The sequence below is a fragment of the Gluconobacter kondonii genome, from assembly GCF_002723995.1.
Taxonomy (GTDB): domain Bacteria; phylum Pseudomonadota; class Alphaproteobacteria; order Acetobacterales; family Acetobacteraceae; genus Gluconobacter; species Gluconobacter kondonii.
This window is the reverse complement of record NZ_BEWP01000009.1, coordinates 17,536-42,563: the sequence shown is the minus strand read 5'-3', so window position 1 is coordinate 42,563 and position 25,028 is coordinate 17,536. Positions and strand designations below refer to the sequence as shown.

Below are 25,028 nucleotides of genomic sequence, written 5' to 3'. Positions count from 1 at the left end.
GCTCACCGTGCTTTGTTTCCCAGACGATTCAGTGTCTCGAATTCGTGGATGACCTGTTGATGGGTCCTTACGAGAGTCTTTGGGAAGTTGTCGCTTTGCTCTTGTGGACCGTGCTTCTGATGCAGTGCCTCCATGTACCCCGAGATCGGCTCTAAAAGAGAAGACGGCGCGCGGCTTACGTCATACCCGTAATAGGTTTTGCAAGACGCCACATGGTCGAGCTGAACAAGCGTCAGGGTCATCGCCCGATCGAGCTGAAGGGCTGGCACGGCATAGTGCTCTGCCACCCAGTCCCGCAGCGTGTAAGCCGCAATGCGGGCGCGGATAAAATCGGGCATGAGAGCGAAAATTACGGAATCAGTCATGGTCTGCAGAAGGTCTCGAGAAGGCTGGAAATTTGGGGGGTCGTCAGAGGGCGTCCGGCAAGACATTCTGCTTTCCAGTGTGCCAGTGCTGCTGCGGCTTCCGGACAGGCGGCGATGGCCATCACGTAAGGTGGGAGTCCGTCGCGCGGGTAGGACGCTGCTGACAGAACGAGCCAGAGGTCGCGGTCAAGGAACTGAATGGCTGCGAAAAGGCCCGGGTTGACGACCCCTGCCTTGAGGCGCGCTTCCTGCAGAAGAGAGAGGAGCGCCGGTCGTGTGAAAGCGTGCTGCTCTGTGATCTTTAAGGTCGAGCGAAAGCCTTCCTTCTTCAGTTGCTTATCAATGGTAGAGACGAAGGATTTCGACAGGTTCGCGAAGCTGGACGGCGCCCCATTTTTCAATGAACCCTGTAGCTGCACTGAGAGGCGCTCCAGAACGCTTTGTGCTTCTACTTTTCGTCTCTGGATATAGAGCGAGAAGCAGAGAAATAGACATTTCTCCGCCACTGTCGCCTCCAGAGGGCCACGCCACGGGCTACCAAGCTGCGCTTGAAGTGCCTGGAAGGTGGTCTCGCGCCGTTCGGCGAATGATGTTCCACGAACGTACCGTGCCCTCCACTCCTCAAGGTTCAACGCCGGATCGAGAGGCGCCAACGGCGCTTCAGGAGGCGCGGGGCGTATTAGCTTCAATCCTTTGCCGAGCCACGCCGCGCCCAGGGGATGAATCTCAGCAAGTGCTTTTTGCATACCTTCGAGACCGAACCGCCTGCGGTGACGTTCCAACGGAGCGCGGGTCATGCAAAGGGCTGCGAGGATGATAATGAGAGCAAGAGCCGGCCATCGGAGAACCGACCCGGTCAGCGTGCAGAGTTCCCAAAGTGTCGATGCAGAGACACGTTCGGGGATGGCCTCTCCGAGATTAGCAAGGACTGCATCATAACGCGGTGTGCAAAGTCCAATCAGCCGTAGCTCATAGCCCTGCACGAACAAGACGGCTTCGACGATCTGGGTGTGGAACTTCAACCAGAGCAGGAACAAACACAGAGCAATGCCGACGCATGCGCCAATGAGAAGGCTGGCAATACGCTCTGGGTCGTGAGATCTCGTGTTGGGAGCAGGGTTAATTGGCATCACTGATCTCCTTCGGAAACGTGCCAGTGAGCCCGATTGGCATCGAGGCCAGGTTGACTGCGGATGCGAAGCTCTCTGTCATCAAGGCGCATCAGATCAGCTCCACCCTGAACGTCGCGGTGCAGCTGGGAGACCTCCGGGGCTGCCACTTTTCCGGCCCGCAGCAGTACCCTGTAACGACCCATGCCCATGACATCGCGCTCCATGCGCGACAGGTCATCAAGAAAGATCTCGACGGCCTGCCTTTGTCCTGCTGCCCAGCCATAAGCAACGCCAGATCGCCAGACCTCAACTTCATGCGGGGTGCGCGGCCGGACCGCGTCGGCGGGCGGAGAAGGGGGTGAAACAGTGCGTACAAGCCATGTGCGCCATTGCGGTACGGCCGTCACAAGCTGAGCGCGGCGTGTAATCTGGTAAATCGTGCCTGTCTCCCGGGCAGTCTGGCCACTTGGATCGAGAGCGACTGCCATTTGCGCTTCTGTGACCACGGGTGGTCGGATAAGGGTCTGACCGTTCCCAGCTGGGAGCACCAGAGTGCGGAAATCCACTTTCTGGTCCAGAATATGGGAATATCGGCGCAGGAGTTCATTGATTGCGTAGGACTCTGCGGCCCGCCCGCCTTGGGCGCCATAGGCCCACGCCGCACTACGGACAGCACTGTCGCGCCCATTCCCGCTTTCCTGTTTGGGGGAGTAGCCGGGACGCACGGCCATCATCGCTTCGAGTGATGATGGCCTGTCCACGTCTGGGATATCAGGGGCTTCGACAGCCCCGGTGACGGGCGTATTTATGGCGTCACCTGCCTCCGGGTTTCCTTCGGGTATTTCCGGAACAGGAAGATCCTGAGGTGGCTCGGCGTGCGCATAGGCGTTGAACGCACAGAGTGAGGCCGCAAGAAGGGCAACCCGACAGGCGGAGTGCCGAGGCTTATGCATTCCAGGTAATCCTTATGACGTGGTGAGGGATATCAACCCAGATGTCGGCATGGCCGGATGACGCGGAGGCCATCTCGTCCAGCAAGCGACCGAACGTGGTCGCCTGCTGATCCACAGCTATGATCGGTGGTGCAGGGCATGGCGGAATCTCGGTCTCATAGCCAACCCGCCTGGCAATTAGCCTGATGCCCTCATCGAGCGGACCCTGCCAGTGCCAGCTGACAGGCCGGTTCATCTCGGCTGGAAGAACCGAACCCGCCCGGACGAGAGGAAAACGGAGGGCGCCAATTTGGTCTAAGGCGGACAGAATATGATTCATGTCTTGATCGAAGGGGCGCACAGGCGGCCGAGGCTGCTCGCTGCAGGCACAGAGGCCTGACAGTAGCAGGAGGGTAAGGCCGAAAGGTCGGCAGAGAGGGTTTTGCCACATGCTGCCTATGATGGCGGAGACGTTTGTGAGTGCGCAGCGAGCTGCACATTTTTCCAGACCTTGCGCTGGTACGCGACGTTGTATCGGGGAGTGCTGGAGTTGTAGTTGCCGACCCGACGCCAGAACTCTGCGGCATTGTCCGGGGTGTGGCCTCCCAGTGCACCTGCCAGAACCCAGGCACCGATGTGGATGTTCAGACAGCCATCATTAATGATCTGATCGCGTGTGATCCCCATGCGGTCGAGTTCTGGCAGGTGCATCGAGTTCACCTGGGCAGGGCCCATGTCATAGGTGCCGTTCGTGTTTCGGCTGATATGTCCGACCCGACCGCCCTCAGTAAGTAAAATGGCTCGGTAGAGGAGTTCGGGCAGATGATACTGTTTGGCTGCATGGGTGATGCATGCCCCGAGAGACCCCGTAAAGCCCGTGGCAGGGGGTGACGCCGACTGGTCCCGTTCCCGAACCTCAGGCGACGAACGGGCTGTGCCGGCCCATGCCAGGATCCATGCTCCGGCCGCAATATTCATGCAGGCCTTGGATCGGACCTCTTCGGGATCAAATCCGGCGCGCTGAAGAATCGGCAACCAGCGAGGGTCAATTTTCATGACACCAAGGCCGGGTCCCGACGCATGATCTACGACACGCTCAATGGAGGCGATAGGCACGCTATAGGCGTGTGCGGCCAGTCCGGCACAGGGCGGAAGCGCTGTCACGGGAGAGCGATCGGATGCAGGTGATACTGATAGATCAGCCGCAGGATCATGAGTTCGTCGAGAACGTCAGGGAAATAGCCAAGAGCGCTCTCGTCGGACACGGGCCTGAAGTCATACAGGCGTGATCCATTCTGTTCCTGAGACAGTTCAAGGCCCACGCTTTCACCGTTGCCGCGCTGCGGGAGAAGCTGAATCGCCAGAAGCTCGGCGTTGGGCGTGAGACGGCTGATCAGGTCAACCAGCTCCCTGAAATGCCAGCCAATGGGATTGGAAGGCCGGGAGATCATCACAAACAGTTTTCCGTTTCTTGACCTCATCAAACGCCGGTGCCGGTCGATGCACCGCGTATAGTATCTGCGATCTTCCGGGGCCTGCGGATCCTTATGGGGGAACATGTCCTTCACCCCGAAGCGATCACGGAACGCAGCGTGACCGTTTTCGCCCGGTTTTGGAAGAAAATCTGCGAAATCGGTTTCAAGACAGTGCCGGATCATCCCGGGGGTTGCGTGGACCCAGTCGAAGGGCAGCGCGCCCGTGCGCAGGTCGGCGTTCCGGAGAATGGTTGCTGGCAGACAGTGTGTTCCAAGAGGAATCACATGCTTGACTCGATGCCCCCCAATCGTTCTGACACCGTAATTCGGCATCTTGGAAGAACGTCGATGCTTGTATCGACGCAGGGTTGTGCGCAAGGACATGAAGAGTTCCGGCGTAAAGTCATACGTTCCGCTCTTCACGCCTGAAACCACAGGCGTGTTCACGGTCTCAGGCAGCGTGAGGGCGTTGCTCATTGGGCGCTGCACAGATGAAGGGTTGAGTATCCATAATTGCCGTACCAGATGGTCTCGATCCCGAGGTCTGCTGTGCCGGCTGGGCAGCTGTAGCCGCCCGTGATGCTGTTTGTCCGGTTGTAACCGGAAAAGCCGTTTGTTGTGGTCGGCACATAACCTGAGATCTGGGCCTGTGGTGCACGCCAGACACCGCTTTGACACACCAGAAGCAGTCCCGAGTTGTCATTTTTGGTCGCTAACGCGCCGTTCGGACTGCACCCGTTTCCTGGCCACGCATTGCCATTATCGGTCCCCAGCCTGACAGTGGTAGCTGAAACATTTCCCGCGCCAAGATCGGCCGCACTGCCGTCGGCATGCTGAATGTATGTCGTTCCGGGCGCTCGGATCGCTACGTTGTCATTGTCTCCATAAAAACACGCGTTGCCGACGTTGAAGGCACATCCCAGTTGCGCCACGCGAACCGAGTTCTGAACATCAAGGCGGTCGCCAATGCTCACGTACCCCTGATTGTTAATGTAGGTACGAACACCTCCACCTGTACCGACGCCCAAGCTTCCTTCGTAGTAACCATCCCAGCTATGAACGCCGCCGCCCCAGCCGCTTGGCAGACCCACATACGGATCTAGGCCGTAAGTGCCAATGTTGGAGCTGAAATGCCCTTCACCTGCCATCAGATTGGCTGCTGAGCCGTCATAGTGCTGCAGATAGACAGCACCTGGAGTTCGCACGGCGGCATTGGTGTCATCGCCATACAGATACGCACTCGCCACCTTTACGCCGCCATAGCCACCGTTCGGGTTCCCACCAGCGAAGACGCCTCGCGTTGCGTTGACATCATTGGCGTTATTTAGGTTATTGCCCCCCATATCGAGAGGCGCCCGCATCGTGTTCAGCTCGGGGTGGCCGGCCACAGCGGTCCGATACAGATAGTCGTTCGTCGTCACGCCAGCGTCCGATGACCCCGCACTGGCAGAGACCAGACCGACAAGATGCCCGGGGCCAGGGTTGGGGAGGCCCGCCATATTGAAACGCCAGGTTCCGCTCGCGCCGTATGCCGTGTCAGCCGTCAGTCCACCAAGCATGCCGTCATAGGGAACAAAGCCACCCTGATGGCCAGTCATGGCCGCGACAGAGACTTCGTCCTTTGGGATGTAGGATGTACCGCCGCTGCTCTCGATGACAGCACTCAGCACACCGGAGGTGGGTTGCTGAATATAGACGCTCCAGGCCTGTCCATCCGGATTTGTCGCCGTAAATGCAGGCGGGAGGTCGTGCTCACTGATGAGCGTTGACAGCGCAATCTGCGTGGTCCCGCCGACCGGAATAGCAGCCGTCAGTTCGCTGGTGTGCGCGTTTTCATATTGTCCGGCCGCCCGGATCAGGTCCTGAAACTGGCCAGCGGTCACCGCAAGGCTTCCCTGACGCGTGCCATTCTCGACCATGGAGTAATAGCGCGGCAGGATCATGATTCCGATGACCGTGGCGATCATCAGTGCGACGATTGTGTTCATTGATATCCCGTGCCGCTCAGGCTGATGTAGGAAACGGCGTCGCCATCTGGCACTGCGACCGGAAGGGCTCCCATGTCACCTGACGCTGGGGTGAACCAGTGCCCGCTTCGCGCTGTTCCAAGGGAAAGATCGCCATTCGCGAGCAGGATTGCCCGCGAAATGTCGGCGGCTTCCATAGGCATCCAGGCAATGACCGAGACCGATTGGCCCGTGCCCGTGATGCTGTTTTGCGCGGCTGTGACCAGGGCCGCGTTGTTCCCAAGGGTCAACGCGCTGAGAGGTACAGAGGATCGGGTTGCCGGATGGTTTTCGAGGTAGAGAAGCAGGGCCGCTTTGTAGGCAAGCCAGGCCTGCGCAGTCTCGGTCGTTGACACCAGGGGGGACGGCAGATTCTGTCGTTGGATGACCCTAAGGCCATCCATTGAACTTGCGGCCATGATCACCAGAGCCAATGCCAGAATGACGTAGGCCATACGCCTTCAGTTCGAGTATTCGAAGGTGACATTGACTTGTGTGGTCCCGGATGACGCATCGCAGTCATTCGCGATATTCACTGCGGCATTAGAGTCCGACATAATGACTTCGGTACCATTGATAGTGACGCCGTACGCATTCTGGCTCCGGGCGAACGTGGCGCAAGCGTCTCCGTCAACATTCGTCCAGGCTTCGGAATGCCCTTGGTTCCATGGGGCAATCGTCACCTGGGAATTGCCCCACGGGCCAAGAATGGTCGTTCCATCACCATTCTGCATGGATTTCGGAACCAGGCCCGCCTTGATGGCGACGGAATTGTCCAGCCCTGTGTAGTTGCGGGTGGTCATCCCGCCATTGATGTAACCACTGATGTTGGTAGCAAGCTGACTTTGCTCCGCGGCGGCCGTGCTGCCATTGTTTTTGGCGAAGACGGCATAACCACCCACCAGAACAGCAATTAGCGCAAGTAGGACAGCGCCGGCTTTGATGAGGAGTGATACAATCTGATCCATGATAATTCCCCTGATATAGTCCTGGGAGCATTATCGAACGGGTCTTTGTGAGTGCGGACGCAATCGGGATATCATTTACATCGGGCCGATATCGCTCATGCCTGAACCGATGTTGTTGGACGCTACGATCAACGCACCGGCAATCAGCATCATCATTGCGTTCGCAAAGCCTTTCGCTGCTGCCGCCTGCTCCAGGGTCGTGAACTCGATCTCATCAGCCCAGGCGCGACTTGACTGCAGAAGACGGTCATAAGCTCCGGTGCCGCCCCAGCTTGCCTCGATGTCGTCAATGACTTCCGGGGACGGGAAGGCGAACCCGGAATCTTCCATAGCCTCGGGCAGGGACATGCCCCGTGGACCCAGACGGTCAAGAATGGCTTCGAGACGTTCACGAAGCCAGGGTGTGGCAACCTGCATCTGATGGGTGAGGGCTTCGGTATCTGTCATCCCGGCCCGAACCAGGGCAATAAAACTCGAGATCCAGATGTAACCCTGAATATTGCGATAGATGGACCAAGGCGCTGTGCGCTCAAGGAACACCCGAAGAGGCCCTGTCAGCTTTGTGAGACTAAGCCAGAGCAGTATCAATGCCCCAACCAGCCCACTGAGGATCAGGACACCATTCAGGCCGGTCGCGAGACTACTGGCGAAAACAAGCATATCCTGTGACGTACTCGCTTTCATCTTCATGCCGCCGTTCATGAGTAGCGAGGGAATGACCATTTTCGCGATCGTATAAAGGAACGCGAAGATGATCCCGACATACATCAGGGGCTGGCCAATCGCACTCCTCGCCGCCCGCATGATGCGTCCCACCCGGGTTTTGATATCGCACAGGAGGTCCATTGCAGAGGCGATGTCGTCTCCTTTCTCGCCGGAGAGGATCATCATGTATTCGTCATGAGGGACGTAAGGCCTTAGCGCCTCGGCGAAGCTCATACCCTGAGCGGCCATTCTATGTAGCACCTTGTTCAGGATCCGTGGCACGGAGGTCTTTTTCCTGCGCTCCTGCTGACGGATATACAGGAGCATAATGCGTTCCAGCTCCGATCCCTGCCTGAGCCTGATGGCAATCATCCGATACAGTCGCGCCCGTGTCCGCCATGTAAAGGCGACGTGAATATCCATCCACTGTGCAAGGTCCTGGGTGAGCCGCGGCTTTTCAGCCGCCGCAGACGTGTAGACAATCCGAAGGCTCATGGCAGTTTTGCCCCTGACAGTCGTTCGCTCATGACGGCGTCACGCGTTCGGATCCGATCAACGGTTGCCGTCACGGCAAATGGATCGACAAGCCCCTGGAAGACACGGCCCATTGCTGTCTCGACCATCGACGGATCGGCATCGGGCCGGGCTCTGAACCGATGCCGGGCGATGGCTACGCCATGATTGACGAAGTCAGACATCAACTGCTCGTCCGTTTCGACAACCTCGGCAACCGTGGTTCGACCGGAGATGCCAGTACCGAAGCAATGAGGGCATCCTGGCCCTTTTCTGCGGACCGCGCTGAGATCCTCGCCCCATGTCGGGACAGCTTCGCAGGTCCTGCGTGGCAGTCTCTCGTCAGCGACGGTCCATGGAAGCGAACAGTGTTTGCAGAGGACAGGAAGCAGACGTTGCGCGACGACGCCCCGGACGATGGAGGCATTGCAGGTCGTGCGGAAACTCAGGCGTTCGAAATCCATGTTCTGAAACCGCAGAGGGTAATCGAACGGATCGTCCACATGGAGCGTACTCATCACGAAATGGCCTGTCTGCGCGGAATCAAACGTGGTCAGCGCGACTTCGCTATCGCGCATTTCTGCGATGGACAGGTCATCCGGATCCATACGTAGCGCGGTCCGTAGGCGTGCACGGAACTCACGACCCGCTTCTTCGGACGTCAGGGCATTCGAAATATCAAGCTGGATACCCCAGTGCATGGGATACTCAGCAGGCTGGGCGATCTCGACCAGGCGCCGCTCCGGCTGGGTCCGGGCTTTGTGCAATGCGATCTCGTAGAGCAGGGTCGTCTTCCCGGATCCGGTGGGGCCGGTACAAATGAGGACGCCTGAAGGCGAGACGGCGATGTTCAGGATGCGGTCGACCTGGCTTTGCGTGAAGCCGTATTCGAGCAGTTTGAGCTTACCTTCAGGTCTGCGCGGAGTTCGGAAGGTAGTCTGCTGCTGCGGCTGACTACGGCGATTGCCTCCGGATTTCACGTATTGAAGGCGGATGACCATGAACTTTCCACCTTCCGAAACCGGAAGGCACGGGCCTTTGACAATACGGACGTTGGCGAGCCCTGTTCCCTTGAGAATATCGCCAGCAATGGCCGCGTCCTGAAACGACAGGTCGCTGTATGCGCTGTCACGGGAGGTCGCCATCGTGTACATCGCCCGCAAAAGACGATCCGCATGCTCGTTCGTCAGCTCATGGGCAACCACGAGTGAACCGTTGATTCGAAACTGGACTTCGGTGTGGCGCTCTTTGCGGTGGAGGTGGATATCAGACACACCGCTTTCGGCTCCTTCGCGAAGAAGAGCCAGCGCCTCATCCCGAACTTCGGCGTCTTCACTTTCTTCTGTGTCCGAAAGGCTTCCTGTTTCATGGGCGTTCTGAATGCGGGCCGTCACGTCACTGATCGGCTCCCAGATAACCTTCAGGCAATCCAGCTGGGGATGCCTGCGCGTATTGGCAATCCAGTCGAGAGCGTCGGCTGAACGCTGCAATCTCTGGTTGACATAGACAGCCTGATTCACCGGATCGAGATGGATCTGGCTTCGCAACCCTGTTGGAATTGTCAGAACATTCGACGATGTCCCGACTTTCTTTGGCTTTGTCTTTTTCAGAAAAGCGAGCATTTCAATGGTCTTTCAGGTCTGGCGCTGCGCTAGGTGCGGGCCGGGCGATAGTCGGCCCCGCTCCTGTGACCTAGTTCGAGGTCCGGAGGGATGGCTTTGGCGTGGCAGTGACAGGCGCAAGCGTGTGCGTAAAAGAAACCTGCATCTGCCAGGAACCCGTCTGCGACGCCGACTGGGCGGGCAAGACAGTCCGTGAAAGTGATGTGACCCTAAGGTTCTCAAAGGCGTCCCAAGGAATGTCCCGCGGATCAGTCTGAAGGCTGAAGGACATTCGGGTGGTCTCTGTTGGCACCTGTCTTCCGTTCACCAGAAGATTGAGCTTTGACGAGTTAAGCGCCGGAATGACCCCGCTGCGCTGCAGGATGCCGATAAGCGTTCGTTCATTATAGCCCGCTATCGTGTCCTGCCGTTTTTTGAAGCTGTAGGACAGGGGACGGTGCGTCACGATGGCGTTTCCGTTGTCCATAAGCTCACCCTCTGGGGCATCAGCCATACTGCCGCCAGTTCGGTACCAGTGCAGATCGATCACGTCGCCTTTGCAGGACGCATGGTCCAGGGTCCAGCCGGACGCATACGGAGAGGCGGGGATCATCGACACGCATCCGTCGATCCATTCCGATGGAGGGGGCTCACGCTTCGCGACGACTTTGGGAAGCCGTTTCGCGCTCTCTATCAAAGCCTTGCGGGCGAGTTCCCGACGTTGGTCCAGAACGTGCAGATGGTAGAAATACGATGCTACGCCGGTAAGAAAGAGAAGGCCGATGACAACGGCCGCAGACGTATAAATGGGGGCGAGCGAGGTTGACCGGACCTTGAGAGGAGCGTCTGGCAGATCTTCTAAAAGCGCTTCAAATTCGCGGGACGAGAGAAGATCTCTCTGGTCGAACGGATAGCCGGAGAAGGTCGAGCGAACAGCTTCGATCGCCTCTTCACGATAGACGCCGTCTGACCCCGGCAGAGGTAGCCCTTCTTCGTCGGTGGCAATGATCCAGAACTGGTCAATCCCGACCTCGTATTCGCCGTAGTATCTCCCCCCGAATTTCTCGCTGATGGCCAGCGCGAGGCTGTGAAATGGCTCTTTGGTATCGACGGTCTCAGCGGACAGGAACCCAACGTGCTGAGGGTAAGTCCGGCTTTGCACATAGTAATTGCTGCTGAATTCGGCAGCCACCTTGTGGACAGTCAGCAGGGACGGGGCGCGCTCGAAGCTGCGCCATCTCAGATCGCCGACCCAGACCCGTCTCTCGTTGCGAATAAAGAATGCCATCGGACCCTCAGCGCGAGTACGTCGGTGGAGGGAGCGTGTTCGACCCGCCCGGAATGGCAATGATCTGCGTGCCGCTCGGCTGACTTCCGGTTGCGTTCAGGCGGCTTCTGGACCCGTTGGAAGAGATCTGGACGCCCGAAGATGTCACCGCGAGCACGACGCTTCCGTCCGGAAGTGTAACCCCCTTTGACACCTCGGAGGTGCTTCCGTCTGCAAACCTGAGAATGGCAGACGCCGTGTGATTGTAAGGATCAACCAGCAGGGCGTCATAGGTGGGAGGCTTGGGCAGGCTCTTTGGGAGAGGATGGTCGTCGTTCGATCCTTCACGCGGAGGTGGCGAGAGGGGCGGTGCCAGCTGCGTATCAAGCGCCGCCCGGGGTGCTTGTCCCTGCACCTGTTTCTCATTCTGCTTGCGCTCGTTCGCAGCGATAGCCGTTGTCAGGTCAGACGCTGCCTTTGCCTGTTGAAGATACGTCAGACAGGCATTGTTCTGATCAATCTGAGCCATACTCAGAACCTCACCAGCGGCCGGCTCATTGAGGTGCTTTGCGCAATCCAGTGTCGCCGCCTGCGCCAGGCCGGGCAGAGTAAAAGCGACCGCTGCTGCGATGAGGTGTTTCATAGGGTGCGAGCCTCGACTGTGACGACAACATGTGTTTTGGAAACCTGGGCGTCGCCTCCGCCACCTGTGACCCAGTTCAGGGCTGAACCGACACCGTTGCGCGTACGGGATGTTGCATCGTCGACATAGCCGCTCAGGACGAGGGTTGAGCCGTTCTGTAGAGCCACTGTGTCATCAAGCGACGTGTTCGAGCTCTTGGGCGCCTGAAGGCTGGAACCATTGGACGTAATGGTCTGAATCGACAGAAGCGTCTGGAGGAGGAAATTCACCCTCAGAAGAATGCGGTTATCGACGATCTTTGGCGTCACCGACCCCATGAAGCCGGACATGATGACCCCAGGAGACAGCGAGTTGGCAGATCCGGCATTGGTCGCGAGTGTCGTCGTCGTATTCGCAAGATATGTCGTGTTGATACCGTTCTGGAACGGAGCTGTAACGCCGTTGGTCGTCACCACGCCCCGATCATACTGTTCGGTGACGTTTCCGAGCTGCTGAAGCGCCTGGACGACAAACTTGGTCCCTGAGAACTGTCCTGTTGCTCCGGTCGCCGTATCGAGAATGGACGCACCAAAGCTGAATGGTGTGTCCGCACTCTGCAGGGCCGGAATTGCAGCAGGCATCGCCGCCATTCCGAACGCCTTGCCGTAATTCTTGAGGGCAAGCTGCGGACTCCAGCCGTAGTTGCTCTCATGCGACACTTTGACAGTGTAGACATGGACCTCGACGGCGACCTGCTTCATCAGGCCATCGTTCAGGTTCTTCATCCAGTCGTCGACACGCGCGATCTGGTCGGGCGTGCCAGTGGCGGACAGCGTGCCCAGGCCTTCATCCGCGACCACGCTTGCTCCTCCTGACACGATCTGCGCGGTGTGTTCGATGGTCTTCCAGCGGTTGGTCTTACTGGTACTCGATACCGAGGCGATACCAGAAGACTGTCCTGAAGACTGACCCGACGAGCTTCCCGAGCCGGTAGATGCCCCGCCGCCACCCGAGCTTCCCGACGATGACCCTGACGATCCCGAGCCACCACCCGTGTAAGCTATGATGGACGTGTTTGCCTGTGTGTCGCCCGCAAAGGCAGGCACGGTGAAGGTCTTGGTAAGCGTGCGGTAAAACTCGACATGACCGTCGACGAAGCGCTGCCACACCCCAAAGCGCGTGGCGAGAGCCTGGAATACGCCTTCCCGTGTGCCGTCATACTTCAGCCAGTCGCCGCTACCGTTCCAGCTCTGCCTGGCACTCTTTCCCTTGTTTCCCAAAGCGGCTGACATGGCAGACATCACCGGGGGAGGGGGAAGATTGGTTCCATTGAAACTGACGGATTGTGGTGTCGCCGTACCGATCTCGCTACCATCGTCAGCATCCTCCGCATCCGGCATGATTCTGACAGGAACGCTTGTCAGGCGGCTGGCCAGAATGGCCGCGTCCCGAAGCGACGTGGGGCGCGCGATCGTTATGGCGGCGGGATGTTTCAGGAGGTCTGGAATGGGATCGACATCCTTAATCGCGTCACCAAGAAGCCAGGGCTTGTCGCTCTCTGAAATGACCGGGATGTTCGGGACGTGCTGACGCTCGGCCGTGTTCATGACATCGGCTTCGCGATGCTGGGCGTCCTGGAAGTCCTGGCATCCGGAGAGAAGTGTGCCGGCTGCCAGTGTTGCCAGGAATGTGGTGCGTAGTTTCATCGGCCGCCTCCTGGCGAAGTTACAACGAGGTATCTGTTAGGGGTGTGGAACTCCGCCCGAATGGACTTCCCTTCGTCCGATACTGTCTGGATGACGGACGACATGACGGTTTTGAAATCACCGTTGAAGGTCGTCATGGCCGGCACCATCCAGTTCAGGGAGGCTGGCCAGCTGATCTTCCAGCCAGCGCGGTCAGCCCAGGCCATCATCTGGTCCCGGATGGGTTGCCCTTCCACAAGCGTCCAGACTTCCGCAGGGGGCTGAAGCTTCACCAGCGCCGGATGCTCCGGATCCACGGGTGCCCGGACAGGGAGTGGCTTGGCTTCGACCTCATCCGGATGGGGTTGAATGACGGGGTTTTGTGGGGCCAGCTGGACTGGACCGGGTAGTGGCGTCTGCTGAGGTTTTTCAGGGGCAGGCGGCCCCGAAACCAGAACGTCCTGTTCAGGGATCTGGAGCGTCAGGGACGCACCGCTCCGAAGGCTGCAGCTGCCCTTGCGCCTCAAAGCTCCGGCGTTGTCATGTCCGTAAAGACAGATGGCAACAGCATCTTCGACATCCAGTTCCACCAGAAGATCCGCCCCTAGGGGAGAGACGGCATAGCGCACGGTCTGCGCCCCCGGATATGGCATGCCCTGTGGTGAGAGAGCGAAGCCCCGCTCGCGCAGGGTGTCCGTCAGCAGGGTCTGGGCGTGAGCGTCATCCGGGCCGATATAGGGTGCGAGGCGCAGGACTGTTCGCCCTGCATCCAGACTATGTGCAAGGATGTCCGCAATGAAGACGGTGAGGGCGGACGTGTCTCGAAAGCCCGCTCCGCTGATGTGGGACGTTTGTGACGGCGGAACTTCGGTGCAAGCGCTCAGGAAAGCGAGCAGCGACGCCACTGTGAGAGCATAAGGACGGCGCGTCATGCCTTTCCTCCATGAGAGATGCGAATTGTAGGAGAGCCGGGGTCGTTACCGATCAACAGGGCGTCAGTGACGGGTAGATCGACGACGTAAGAGTCACCGACCGTTCGGTACGGCTGGGTTGCGGTGGTGGAGGGTGACAGCACAACCAGACGAGGGGCGCGGTTGATCCCACCGGGCGGAAACTGAATGTAGGTATGATCGCCCTCGCGGTAGATCCGCAGAGGCTTCCATCCCGGGCTGCTGCCCGTCATGTGGAAGTCAAAATCTGGCGTATTCCGCCTGGCCAGCGCCTCTGGCGACGGCGGCGGCTCGGGCTGCGTCTGCGGATCGCCCGAAGCATAGCTGTAGGCAATGCTGCGCATTGAAGGGCCGACGGGATCAAGAATGACGATATAAGAGCGTCGACTGGTCGAGAAGCGCAGGATGGACTGCCTGGCGGCCGGGTCAGGCGTGAGTGCGACGGCCCATGCAGCGTGAATGCCGTGTGTTCCACGCACAAGATCTGTCCGCCATCCGGCTTTTGGCTCTACAGCAAGGGCCTCACTTGCGACTGTCTCACCCGGCTGAAGGCGAAGAATGCAGAGGGCACTTGGCGCGCAGCGCACCCGTGCATAGCCATCGCCGTAAGCGAACCACGTCAGGCCCGCTTTGCCAGCAAGCGGGCTGGCTTCATGCGATGCAGCCGGTGGGGATGTTACCGGCGGCGAAGATGCCTGGGCTTGTGGCGCGAGATTGATCGGGTGGGAGGGCGTGACAGCAAGCGCGGTTGTTTGTCGAACCGGCGTATCGATCCTCTGATTCAGGCTCCCCAAAAAGCCGTTGATACGATCAAGGCTTTTTTGCAGGGCCAGCTCGGGTGACGGCATCCCCGGAACATCGACTGTCACCGGGGTCTCGGTATTCTCACCCGCACACCCGCTGAGCGCTGCAAGACCGACGAGCGGAAGCATGAAAAGAGCGTTCTTCATGCTGTTAGTGTGGCGGACTCCTTTGTGAGTGCGGACAGTTCGTCTTCAGAAGGCATCCGGATGACCGTACCCAGCCCAACACCATCCCTGAGTTCTCTGGCAATGTCCTCGATCACGCCGCCGAGGGCGGTGCTTGAATCCTGACCGGCTTTCATCCGGACGTCTTCGCGACGCTCGATTTCCTGCTCGGCCGACCCCCGTGGGAAAACCCTTGCGAGGCGTCGACGTGCTTCCGTCGTTCCTAACGCGTCATAAAGGCGGCGGCGCAGCGCCGTGTCCTTTGGACTGGTGGAGAGAGCCCAGAGTTCAATCGGCCCCATGAGATTGAGAACGAACAACTCGTAGAGCTCGTGATTTACGCGCGTCTGCCAGATGAGTGGGGCACCGCTTCCATCGGCGCGAGGGCCGTTCAGTCCATTGCGTACGATGGCCTGCGCAGCTGAACTCAGGCGGAACCGTGTGCAGATCTCATTGGCTTCGTCTTCGTCGCCTGCCCCCAGGATGAAGCGACCGGTCGAGTGAGAGATGAGATAGTCCCCAAAGTCGGCGAGCTTCTGGCTGGCAAGGCCGATTTTTACGTTGAGCTTCGCGCCGCGCCGTGCCGCCTCTTCGAACTGCTTTTGCACGAACGGGGCACCTGCGGTTCTCTGGAACTCGTCGCACTCAATCCGCTTGAAGCTTTCCCGAAACTCCTCGAAACGCTTGCGATGATACGGACGCACATGGAGAGGGACGTATTGGGCATCCTCTGGATGTAGGAAGAAGTTGCGCGAAGCGATCTGAAACCCCAGAAGATACATAAGATCTGTCTGGCGCTGTGCCTCTCCCTGACCCTCCGGCGCGACCCGGTCAATGTCGATGACCACAATCCGCGCATCTCCAAGATCCAGACGTGTGGGCTTTGTCAGACTTGGAAATTTTGCGACGAAGTGATTGAGGTATCGTCGGAAGACGTCAATGGAGGACTCTGCGCCGCCTGTCGGGTTCGTCTTGTCGAACTCCATGCGGATGCGCTCTTCACGCACGACCTCGACGAGATCGCCGATAACCGGAACGGCAAACTGTGTTGCGCGGTGCGCCATGCGCATGTCGCCGGCGTTTGCCAGCAGGTCTGCAACTTCCCACCAGGACGTATTCCGCGTCGCCACAAGACGATGGTGCGCAAGAGCCGCGTCGATGCCCGAGCGATCAACGCCCTCACGGTACATCTTTGGCCGCACAGAGGGTCCCGTGTCAGAGAAGTATTCATACGCGGCCGTAATGAGCGCGTCGATCAGCTGGTTCATGCCCTCGAAGTCTGAGCCATCCAGCGGCTTGCAGATCTGCGCGATGAAATTGGTCAGAAACGTGCGGTGATAGGGCAGCGGTGCCCGGCAGCATGTTTCGGTATCGAAAATATTGTAAGCGTGTTCGTCAATCAGCTGAAACGGAATATGGATTGCAAGGTGCCGGTCTTCCTGTCGCAAGCCGGCCTTGACCATATCGATAAACCCTGAAGACGAATCTCCAACGTCCATCTTGCCGATCAGGGGCAGTTTGGCGCCTTGAGCTGTCATTGCAGCAGGGCTCAGAACCGTGGCCAGCAGGAGGGCATTGGCCAGCATGGATTTGCCGCGACGAGAAGGCGCTACGAACAGGTCAAGTACCGCCTCGCGCCCTGAGCCAGCAGGGTCATAAGGAACCACGGTGCCGTCGTTCGCACGAAACAGCATTGCGCCGTCGGCCCAGGGCATCCCTGGCCTGGCCCATGGCATCATCGTCAGAATCTGGGACATCGGGCCAGGGGTCGGAGGTGCGGTCGAGGCAAGGGCGATCCCGAGGACGGAAGACAGCACACCCGCAAGCGGATCTCCACACACGCGGCTGGCCTGAGCACTGTCCCAGGACTGGATGGCCTGCTCCAGCCTTGAGGCGCGGGTGCGGAGTGTCTCGGTGTCACCGGCGTTCGAGCGGGTGGCGAAGGCCATGCGCAGCTTGACGATGCTGTCACTCTGGCTGTTACGCATGGCCTTCAGCTCTTCGAACCCGGAATTGATGGGGGTGTTGGAGCCGAATTTCAGGAACTGAGCGATCGTATCCTTCCACATCATGTAACCCGGTCGCACGCCTTCGATCAAAGCTGTCGCGCGCCATGGTATGCGACGACCCGACAGACGTGCCGCAAGCTCGGTAAAAGTCGGAACCGGCTTGTTGCTGACGCCCGGCACCGGCATTTCGGGTACACGCGTCAGCTCGATGGGGCTCCAGTCGAACACACCTATTCGGGCGGTCGAAAAATCAGGAGTGGCAGCATCGTCACGAAAGAGCTGTTCGCGCAACGGGGGCCATAAGGCCGCCGACGCATCAGGGGGCGCTTCAGTCTCCGGAATGGTTTCACCCGGGCTGCGAAGCGGCGTGGAGGGGGTCCACGAAGAGCCTATCGTATCGGGGTAGAGTTCGTGGCGAATGGCCTGAAGACCCTCTTCGGGGCTGAGAATATCGACCTGCACAGCCTCAGCACTCAGAGCATCGCAAGTGCCCTGAACGAAGGTCTGATGGATGGTGCCGAGTTCGAGGCTTCCCAAAAGTGGGTTCTGTGCATCACCAAGCGGCGGCAGACCCTTGAGGCGGTTGGCCCGCTCGCGCTTCGCCTGTGACACCTCCTGCGATGACAGGCATGCAGGTCTTGTCCAGAGCACAAGATACGTGCGCTCCTGACGCATGAAGGGCGGAAGCACCTTCTGTCGTTCCGTGAAGATATCTTCGAAATCGGCGTTCAGCGCACCTGCAACGGTCCGTCGTTCATCGAGGTTTCGCCGGATGCTCTCACCGACACCCTCAGGATCGGCGACATAGCAGAACTGCAACGCATGCCCGGGTCGGCTGAACTGACTACCTAGAGCCAGACGAAGTCGCGAGGATGCCGCGGCGATTTCAGCGCCGTTGGCAATCCGCCGCATTCCTCGCAGGCTGATGACGGTGGCGTAATCGCCCTGGAACGTGATCAGGCCGCGTTGATCGCAGGTTGCCAGATCGCAGAACGATGTCACGTCCCGGTGCAGATAGGTAGAGGCGGCGGCAATCCAGCGCAGGACACCATCAAGGAAGGAGGCTCTGGACCGGGGAAGACGGGGGCTTTCCTGCTCGTCTGAGTGCGCAGGTTTTTTACGTAACATCAGCGTGCCACTGCCCATTCTTGAGCCGCGTCGAGATAGCGGCGCGGATTATCTGGAAACCACGTGCCCTTCATGAGGATCCGCAGTCCTGTTTCATGGGCTTCCGGAAGAGGGTTACGAGAGAGGCTCTTCAGAGCGGATCGATACAGAGACGGGCGGTCCGTTCCGATTTTCTCCACGGCCCCGAGGCGGCAGGAGAGAAGCGCCTCGAAGGCACGCTTTGCGCTGAGCGCCTGACCAGTAAGCGACTGGTCGTGTACGGTATGGTCAGTTGCTCTTGCCGCTACATGAAGCGCTGTGACGCAACGCCCCAGAGCACCTTGATCCAGGTGGGGAAGCCATATCAGGGTCGCAACATCGTCTATACCTGGCTCATCAAGGGCAAAGGCCGGAGCACAGGTCAGGCAGAGGGGTCTGCCTGCCACGCTGACTACCGCGAGCATGTGCTCGCAGCAGGTGCAGTGCCCGCTAGATGGTGCCTTCAGGTCCTCGACCATCAGCTTGTTTTTGCCGGTTGAGACGAGTGGACGGGACGACGGCATCTTACTTGTCGAACTTCATCTGCTGCTGCTCGCCTGTGACGCTCGGTGCGGTACCAAACATCGTGAAGGACGCAGTCTTGGCGAGGAACGGAAAAGCCAGCAGGATGCCACCGCAGATAAAGCCAGCCATGATCATGCCCGGCTTTGATCCTGCGTTCGGATTCCGCTGATGCTGCCACCAGCCGAAAACCGCCATCGCAAGCAGAATGCCACCGCCAATAAAGCAGAAGGCGTTCAGCGCCATGCCAAAGGCGTTCATCCCCTTCTGGGTTGCATCACGCGTGATGTCGTCAATAGCCTGAGCATGTGCTGCGGAAGCGAAAGCAAGAGATGACAATGCGGCAAGCGAAGGGGCCGCGACCATCAGGGAACGCTTCAGGTGTGTGTGGGAGGTCTGTGTCATAATGACTCCGGAATAGACGCTCTCGGCGTCAACTGTAGGGTGAAGGTGTGGGGTCACTGCACAAGCTTCAGTTCTTTGAGGAGTGCAGGACCAAGGACGTCTGCGTTCATCACGAGGAATCCCGCTATTCCCATGACCATGTTCAGGCCGGTGGAACTGTTGTTCGCGCCTTTCGCCCGGCCCATCTGACGCACGATCGCGAAATAGACGATCAGCGCGCCATAGGCTGCGAAATAGACATGAAAGACATTGAGGATGGCCGTCAGGGCAGCCAGCGGGCCGCCTTGGGCCGCCGTCATCAGGGTATCTGACGAGAAGCTCATCTTGGTCGGTGTGCCGATGCCCGCATTGCCCTCGAAACCGAGGGTTCGGTTTCCCATATTGAGGAACTCGGGAAACGACAGGAATGTCGCACCGACAAGGATCATCATCTCCGGAACCACGCCCTTGGAGAGTAATCCGTTACTGATGGATGATCGCTGAAAAATGCCCATAACGCCGCTCAGAAGAAAGCAGCCTCCGCCGACGTAGCAGAGAAACGGAAGCAACCAGGACAGCGCGGCACCAAGATCCTGAGCGAAGTCGAAGAGCCCCTCCATTTTAGTGGATCAGGCCTTTTGGGGTGCGCACGACCCATCGCGAGCCTGAAGACGTGATCGTGATGACGGGTCCCCAACCGGGAATAACGGAGCCGGCCTCGACGCGACTGGCATTGCCCTGTTCATCTTGAAGAATGGCAATTCCTGGCGCTCCTGCCTGCACTGTGTACTGGGGCAGATGAACAGGGGCGGGTTTCGGCGCGCTGGGTTCGGCGGAAGGGTGAGGCAGCGCGACATTTACGACCCGAGACGCAATGGGTGCGGCGTTGCTGTGGTCATGAGCAGGATGGAGGAGCGCGGACTGGCTCGCCTGGAGTGCGCGATCTGTCTGGTCTTCGTGATGCTGAAGCTCGTCAAGACGTCCCTTGAACTCGCCAAGACCGCGGTTTAGCGCCCCCGTCAGATTGTCCTGCATGGCATCGACGTTTTTCTGCAAGGCCGCGACATGATCGTCCAACGCCTTCAGCTGCTTGGCCATCTCGAGCTCGAGAGCTGCGTCCGGAGACGAGGATGCAGGTGACGCGACAGAAGGCACGGGTGCTGTGGCCGAAGCTACTGACACGATTGGCTGTGTCTGAGGCGCAGGTGCCGCCTGGCTCGTGGGAACCGCTGGGGCGTTCGGCGTTTGGTCCGCGACAGCGGGCGTCGTGGAGATGGTCGGAGCCGCTTTGACTGCCGCAGGCTTCGGGGCGGCAGGGGGGTCGATAGGGGCTGACATGCCCTCGCCTGCGAAAGGGTCGTCGCTTTGAGCTACCGATGGCTCCTGGGCCTGTTTCTCTGACACATCGGGCGTGCCGAGCGCTGGTGGCGTCAGCGCCAAGGGTTCCTTCCGGGCAGAAGCCACGGCAGGCACGTTCGATCTGGAGGGTACCGATACGCGTGCCGTGTCATTTACGAAAGGGATTGGAACGCCGAAATGCGCACCGACGGCCACAGCACCGCCAAGAAGACCTCCTGTCCCGAGCAACGCCAGCGCCGTTCCGACAAGTAGCCGAGTTCGTGGCGCGCGCGTGACGTGATGTTCCTCGTTACTTTGCGCATTCCGAGGCTTGCGGCCGTTCTCTGCCGCTGCCTCTGGCGCATGCGCCCGGGTACCCGGCAGCTCCGTCTCCTGTGGTATCGGGGCGTCTTCGGCCTGTGTGCCGGGCTGGTCTGGGGAGCGCTTCTGGGGCCGCAGCATCTCAACGACCCCTCCTGTGTCCTCACGGCGCATTGCGTTTCCTCGCATGCTAATGGTCCCTCCTGTATCGTGATTGCAGGATGCCAGAGGCCGTTGTGAGTGCAGTCAGGGGACGTCGACGGGGTCCGTGAAAATCACTCCGATAGGATCGTCCTTGTGCAAAAGGACCGTGGGGTTCTGCGGCGTTTGTTTTTGCAGGAGCTGGCCCATCTCCTGTCCGGCCCGTCCGGCACCGACGGCAAGCTGTTGAGGCAACGTCAGATGCGTAAACGAACTTACGCCAAGCCCGCTTGTGACGCTGTTTGTGTTTGAGTTCTGCATGGCGTTGCCAAGACCTTCGACAAAAGCAGCAGCGGCCGGAAGAAAGATGCGCGTCGCGAGATGCTCCTGAACTTCCGAAGCGAGGCCCGTTTCCATGGTGTCGGGTGCCACAGCATAAGCCGAGACCGGCAAAGGATCGCTGTCCCCGATCATAAGTTTATCGAACTTGATAACCAGCCGTTCGTCTTTGCGTTCAAAGGAGCCAGACAGCCTGTCGTGGGCCAGTGATCCTGAATCAACTTCGACGAGTACGGGCGTGCCGGGATAGTCGCTATTGATGCCGAGTACGGAATGACCATAGACGCCACGTCCTGCGGCAAGGAGCCTGTGGGTTGCCGGTTTTACCGTCGCCGCATTTTGTTGTGCAGCACTTGCGCTTGATTGAGAGGACTGCGGCTCTTGGGTAAAAGAGGCGTTCGCCTGCTTATGGGCGCTCGCTGCGACAGATTCGGCCGGAAGTTCCATGTCCAATGAGCCCGCCCGTCCGCTCCATGCTGCCAAAAGCTCGACCTCCTGCGCTTCGGAAAGTTCTCCCGGTCGCCGCACACGGCTGGCCGGTGGTGCTGGGGCGGCCTTTGTTCCTGCTGGAGCGCGCGTGAACTGGTTCACTGCGGGCGGTGGCGACGTGTGGGCTGTACCAGGCGGGGTGACGCCAGCTTGTGTTGCCGAACCCGTACCGGGCATCCCATTCAAAAGTGGCGCCTTATCGTCCCCAAGAGGCCTGTTTGTTGTCAGCGCACTCGCAAAAGATTTTCCATGGGCCTTAGCAGCATCGGCATCGGCCTTTTCTTTTTGGAGCGTCGCGCTGTCCAGCTTGTCGGAATGATTATTGCCTCCCGCAGGTGGCGCAAGGTTCGGGGTCTGCAACGCTGCCGATTTCGGTTTCGGCGCAGATCCGTGGCTCATGATGTACCACCCGCCCGCGGCGAAAAGCAGGAGGCCCGCAGCCGCAAAGGCGGGGCGGCGGGAGGACTTGATACTGGATGCAAAGCCACGAGCGGCCGAGCTCGGTCCTGATGGGGCGTCGGTCACGGGCCATCCTCCGAAAGTGTAGCTGAGACAATCCGGGCACCTGAGGACAACAGCACCTTTGATGTCTGCGGGATCTCATAGATTCCGACGTCGTATTCAGATTCATGAGCGGTTGGAGCTGGAGAAATCGGCGTGTAATCCGTGCGGAGGTACATTTTGTCCCCCAGCTTCCACGCTCTGATCCGATCCGGACTCACGCCAGAAACGACTAATGGAACAGCATCAGCGGGCGGTGCGCCATCGAGCATCGCGTCCAGATTGCGATCACCTGTGGCGGGCGCGTCGGGTTCAAGGTTCGGGGCGTCTTTTGCGTTTGGTCCGCGTGCAGCAACCCGCACAGTCAGGTCCGCGTCGTAGGTTCCCGTGCCACTGATAACCATAAATGATATTGGCTTTGGGGCTCCCTTGAGGTTGACCAGGAGACCACCGTGGGCATATCGCGAAATGGGCGTGAGCTGCAGAACATTAGACCCCGCTTCCGGTACGCAGGCGTTGATACCCACACTCCGCACGGCCGAGTTTTGCCCCTGTCCCTGTGCATCGCAGCCACCGCTTTTGTTGGTGGCAATATTCCACGCAATTGGCCATGCTTGGCCTGTTTCATCAAGAAACGTGATCGCTGCGGGATAATCCTGCGCAATTCTGATAATGTTGGTTTGAGCGCCGGGAGCGAGGGACACACGAACCGAACGGGATGCCGGAGTGGCGAGCCGATGCGGGTCGTCTTGCGCATCAAGGTTTCTTTGGCCCTGATCGAACCGGTCATAGAGGTTTTGCATCGCACTCGGCGGTGGCGGCAAACCCTCATAAATGGGATCAACCCGTGGCGCTCCATTGCTGTCCCGCGTGGTCTGTGCGCAGACCACCGTGTCGGGAACCGCTAGTAGCAGAATCCCGAGAACCATTTTGATTGCGACGTGCATTCAGCCCCCGTTATCGGCGGCGCGAGGCGCATTGAGTTCGGTGATGACAAGCCCATCAGGATGCTCGGGACTGTTGGTGCGCCTGATGGTTACGTCAACCGCCAGAAGATTGGTGGTCGAGCCCGACGCATTTTCCCATTTGAGCAGCATCGGAAATGAAACATGCCACTCATAGTCGCCCGTTCTTGTTTTTCCTTCGGAACGTATCGATGGCGCACTCTTCGGTGTGGCAGTCAGGAAAACACGTTTGGACTTAATAAACTCGATATTACCCGGCCCGGAGAAGGACTGGCCCCAGGCATTCCATGCGGGAAGGTCGAAGTCTTTGGCAGAGTTGTCCAGATGCTTCGCATAATTCACGAAATCCATCGTATAGAGATTGGTGACTTTCCTGGCGGCCCAATTGATCACCTCGGAGTCCGAAAAATAAGGTTGATCCGTGACGATTAGCTCGCGGGGTTTCCCAAGTGAGTCATGGTAAATGTAGCGAACATGCGGTGTTTTCATTACCAACACCGTGAGCGCCAATCCAAGAATGACGTTCAGCACGAGACTTCCTGAAAACGCGATGAGTCCACGTTTGATGACGCGCTGAAGAAACTCGGGATCAAGAAGTCTTCGGCTGATAGCAGCAGACGCATTACGCATCAGTGAAAGCATCCGGATGCGCGTTTTTCGACGAGGCGACTGCCAAGGTAGCTGTAATGCTGCTGGCGACGGTCTTTCGGGTGTTGGAAGAAAACTGTGTTCGTGATGCCACAGGTCCGCGCGATCATCTGACTGGCGAGTGTTGCATTTTCGGCAACAGAAAATGGATTTTCGGTGGGAGATTTCCGTAACAAAGTGAAACCGGCCCGGCTTGGAAGGCCTGCTCTCTTCGCAGCCATGCAGACAGTATTATACTTCAGTCCGAAGTATTCAGAGATAAAGGCTGGTGAGTAGAGCCGCTTCCAGAGATCGGCCAGAAGATGCAGAGAATGGGTGTTCCAGATGGCTCTCCCAGACGCGGTTTTCGGGAAGACCCCTAATGTTGCAGATGCGAGACCCTGATCGAGCTTGGGAGCAATAAGCTGGTTTTTTCGTGCTTCTGCCGCACGTTGGCGCTTGAGCGTCAGCGGACGCCGGAGCCCGAGGCGCTTTGCCTTGTTCGTGACAGCCTGCGGAGTTCTTCCGATCCTTTCGGCAATGACTGTGATCGCCGTGTCGGTCGGATAGCATTTTACGAGCGCGTTCGTCTCATCCTGAGACCATAACCTTCTGGTGTTCGAGCGCTTTAACGAAGTTTCTTTACGTTCTATTAATACTTTTGTACCTGTCAGTAGGCGAGATATTCTTTCGGTAGGCACATTAGCCCATGGAAGAACCATGCTATGATGGAACGTCACTTCGTTATTCCTTGCCTGCATGGTATTCTATACATCCGGTAGATCGTTAATTTATCGTCATTCAGCCTAACCGGATGCGTCTCAAAATGTTACCGCAAGAGCGGCGTTTTTTGGGAACTGTGTATTTCTGCAACAGTGCGTGGAACGGGCAGCGGAGTCCGGAAAATGGCCGCGTCCGCGTTCTGGGAATACCCCCATTCCCATTTTGCATAGCTCACGTTTCAGTTTTTGGCCTCGATTGTGACGGAAACGGAACGTCTCGCGACTATGTTTTCCACTGCCAGACCAGTCACCTGTGGACGCCACGGTGCGGCGCGCACTCACATCTCGCATCATT

Annotated in this window: 25 protein-coding genes; all 25 read right to left on the bottom strand. The window is 58.7% G+C overall.

From position 1 onward, the window contains the following. Nucleotides 1-2 precede the first annotated feature (2 nt). The 25 genes from GKO01_RS10915 to GKO01_RS10795 all read right to left on the bottom strand — a co-directional run bounded on the left by GKO01_RS10915 (nt 3) and on the right by GKO01_RS10795 (nt 24,691). Nucleotides 3-365 carry a hypothetical protein gene (locus GKO01_RS10915; RefSeq protein WP_086649709.1) on the bottom strand — a complete coding sequence of 121 codons (363 nt, stop codon included), beginning with the start codon at nt 363-365 and terminating at the stop codon, nt 3-5. Further along, nucleotides 362-1,495, bottom strand: a complete 1,134-nt coding sequence (locus tag GKO01_RS10910; protein ID WP_099287128.1) for a secretion/conjugation apparatus DotM-related subunit — start codon at nt 1,493-1,495, stop codon at nt 362-364. Before GKO01_RS10910 ends, GKO01_RS10915 begins: the two co-directional genes overlap by 4 nt. Next, nucleotides 1,495-2,430, bottom strand: a complete 936-nt coding sequence (locus tag GKO01_RS10905; protein ID WP_099287127.1) for a type IV secretion system DotC family protein — start codon at nt 2,428-2,430, stop codon at nt 1,495-1,497. The genes GKO01_RS10910 and GKO01_RS10905 overlap by 1 nt, the downstream gene beginning before the upstream one ends. Continuing rightward, nucleotides 2,423-2,860, bottom strand: a complete 438-nt coding sequence (locus GKO01_RS10900) for a DotD/TraH family lipoprotein (protein WP_099287126.1) — start codon at nt 2,858-2,860, stop codon at nt 2,423-2,425. The genes GKO01_RS10905 and GKO01_RS10900 overlap by 8 nt, the downstream gene beginning before the upstream one ends. 5 nt (nt 2,861-2,865) lie before the next feature. Further along, on the bottom strand, nt 2,866-3,573 hold the full coding sequence (locus GKO01_RS10895) for a transglycosylase SLT domain-containing protein (RefSeq protein ID WP_244901431.1): 708 nt from the start codon (nt 3,571-3,573) through the stop codon (nt 2,866-2,868). After that, nucleotides 3,570-4,361: a DUF1796 family putative cysteine peptidase gene (locus GKO01_RS10890; RefSeq protein WP_099287125.1), complete on the bottom strand. Its 792-nt coding sequence runs from the start codon at nt 4,359-4,361 to the stop codon at nt 3,570-3,572. The genes GKO01_RS10895 and GKO01_RS10890 overlap by 4 nt, the downstream gene beginning before the upstream one ends. Continuing rightward, nucleotides 4,358-5,872: a shufflon system plasmid conjugative transfer pilus tip adhesin PilV gene (gene pilV / locus GKO01_RS10885; protein ID WP_099287124.1), complete on the bottom strand. Its 1,515-nt coding sequence runs from the start codon at nt 5,870-5,872 to the stop codon at nt 4,358-4,360. The genes GKO01_RS10890 and pilV overlap by 4 nt, the downstream gene beginning before the upstream one ends. Further along, nucleotides 5,869-6,345, bottom strand: coding sequence for a type IV pilus biogenesis protein PilM (pilM, locus tag GKO01_RS10880; protein ID WP_099287123.1), 477 nt, complete (start codon nt 6,343-6,345; stop codon nt 5,869-5,871). The genes pilV and pilM overlap by 4 nt, the downstream gene beginning before the upstream one ends. A 6-nt stretch (nt 6,346-6,351) precedes the next feature. After that, a complete protein-coding gene (locus tag GKO01_RS10875) occupies nt 6,352-6,858 on the bottom strand; it encodes a type 4 pilus major pilin (RefSeq protein WP_099287122.1) in 507 nt (168 codons plus the stop codon). A 75-nt stretch (nt 6,859-6,933) separates the two neighbouring features. Continuing rightward, complete coding sequence (locus GKO01_RS10870; RefSeq protein WP_099287121.1) at nt 6,934-8,058, bottom strand: type II secretion system F family protein; 1,125 nt, start codon at nt 8,056-8,058, stop codon at nt 6,934-6,936. Next, nucleotides 8,055-9,698 carry a GspE/PulE family protein gene (locus GKO01_RS10865; RefSeq protein ID WP_099287120.1) on the bottom strand — a complete coding sequence of 548 codons (1,644 nt, stop codon included), beginning with the start codon at nt 9,696-9,698 and terminating at the stop codon, nt 8,055-8,057. Before GKO01_RS10865 ends, GKO01_RS10870 begins: the two co-directional genes overlap by 4 nt. 70 nt (nt 9,699-9,768) lie before the next feature. Next, nucleotides 9,769-10,965: a type 4b pilus protein PilO2 gene (gene pilO2 / locus GKO01_RS10860; protein WP_099287119.1), complete on the bottom strand. Its 1,197-nt coding sequence runs from the start codon at nt 10,963-10,965 to the stop codon at nt 9,769-9,771. Between the two features lie 7 nt (nt 10,966-10,972). Then, a complete protein-coding gene (gene pilP / locus GKO01_RS10855) occupies nt 10,973-11,587 on the bottom strand; it encodes a type IV pilus biogenesis protein PilP (protein WP_099287118.1) in 615 nt (204 codons plus the stop codon). Beyond that, nucleotides 11,584-13,272, bottom strand: a complete 1,689-nt coding sequence (locus GKO01_RS10850) for a pilus assembly protein PilN (protein ID WP_099287117.1) — start codon at nt 13,270-13,272, stop codon at nt 11,584-11,586. Before GKO01_RS10850 ends, pilP begins: the two co-directional genes overlap by 4 nt. Then, nucleotides 13,269-14,183, bottom strand: a complete 915-nt coding sequence (locus tag GKO01_RS10845) for a toxin co-regulated pilus biosynthesis Q family protein (RefSeq protein WP_099287116.1) — start codon at nt 14,181-14,183, stop codon at nt 13,269-13,271. The genes GKO01_RS10850 and GKO01_RS10845 overlap by 4 nt, the downstream gene beginning before the upstream one ends. Continuing rightward, a complete protein-coding gene (locus GKO01_RS10840) occupies nt 14,180-15,133 on the bottom strand; it encodes a TrbG/VirB9 family P-type conjugative transfer protein (protein ID WP_244901430.1) in 954 nt (317 codons plus the stop codon). Before GKO01_RS10840 ends, GKO01_RS10845 begins: the two co-directional genes overlap by 4 nt. A 14-nt stretch (nt 15,134-15,147) precedes the next feature. Continuing rightward, on the bottom strand, nt 15,148-18,306 hold the full coding sequence (locus tag GKO01_RS10835) for a type IV secretion protein DotO (protein WP_244901429.1): 3,159 nt from the start codon (nt 18,304-18,306) through the stop codon (nt 15,148-15,150). Next, complete coding sequence (locus tag GKO01_RS10830; RefSeq protein WP_082780044.1) at nt 18,306-18,848, bottom strand: hypothetical protein; 543 nt, start codon at nt 18,846-18,848, stop codon at nt 18,306-18,308. The genes GKO01_RS10835 and GKO01_RS10830 overlap by 1 nt, the downstream gene beginning before the upstream one ends. A gap of 1 nt (nt 18,849) precedes the next feature. Then, on the bottom strand, nt 18,850-19,251 hold the full coding sequence (locus GKO01_RS10825; RefSeq protein ID WP_062106757.1) for a hypothetical protein: 402 nt from the start codon (nt 19,249-19,251) through the stop codon (nt 18,850-18,852). A 53-nt stretch (nt 19,252-19,304) separates the two neighbouring features. Further along, the gene (locus tag GKO01_RS10820) at nt 19,305-19,850 is read right to left on the bottom strand and encodes a hypothetical protein (RefSeq protein ID WP_062106755.1); all 546 of its coding nucleotides are present in this window, start codon (nt 19,848-19,850) and stop codon (nt 19,305-19,307) included. Between the two features lies 1 nt (nt 19,851). Continuing rightward, a complete protein-coding gene (locus tag GKO01_RS10815) occupies nt 19,852-21,078 on the bottom strand; it encodes a hypothetical protein (RefSeq protein WP_244901428.1) in 1,227 nt (408 codons plus the stop codon). 57 nt (nt 21,079-21,135) lie between these two features. Next, entirely contained in the window at nt 21,136-22,383 is a 1,248-nt protein-coding gene (locus GKO01_RS16300; RefSeq protein WP_244901427.1) for a DotG/IcmE/VirB10 family protein, read from the bottom strand. Then, complete coding sequence (locus tag GKO01_RS10805; RefSeq protein WP_099287112.1) at nt 22,380-23,306, bottom strand: DotH/IcmK family type IV secretion protein; 927 nt, start codon at nt 23,304-23,306, stop codon at nt 22,380-22,382. The genes GKO01_RS16300 and GKO01_RS10805 overlap by 4 nt, the downstream gene beginning before the upstream one ends. Continuing rightward, entirely contained in the window at nt 23,307-23,954 is a 648-nt protein-coding gene (locus tag GKO01_RS10800) for a DotI/IcmL family type IV secretion protein (RefSeq protein WP_099287111.1), read from the bottom strand. Further along, complete coding sequence (locus GKO01_RS10795) at nt 23,954-24,691, bottom strand: hypothetical protein (protein WP_244901426.1); 738 nt, start codon at nt 24,689-24,691, stop codon at nt 23,954-23,956. Before GKO01_RS10795 ends, GKO01_RS10800 begins: the two co-directional genes overlap by 1 nt. Between the last annotated feature and the right edge of the window lie 337 nt (nt 24,692-25,028).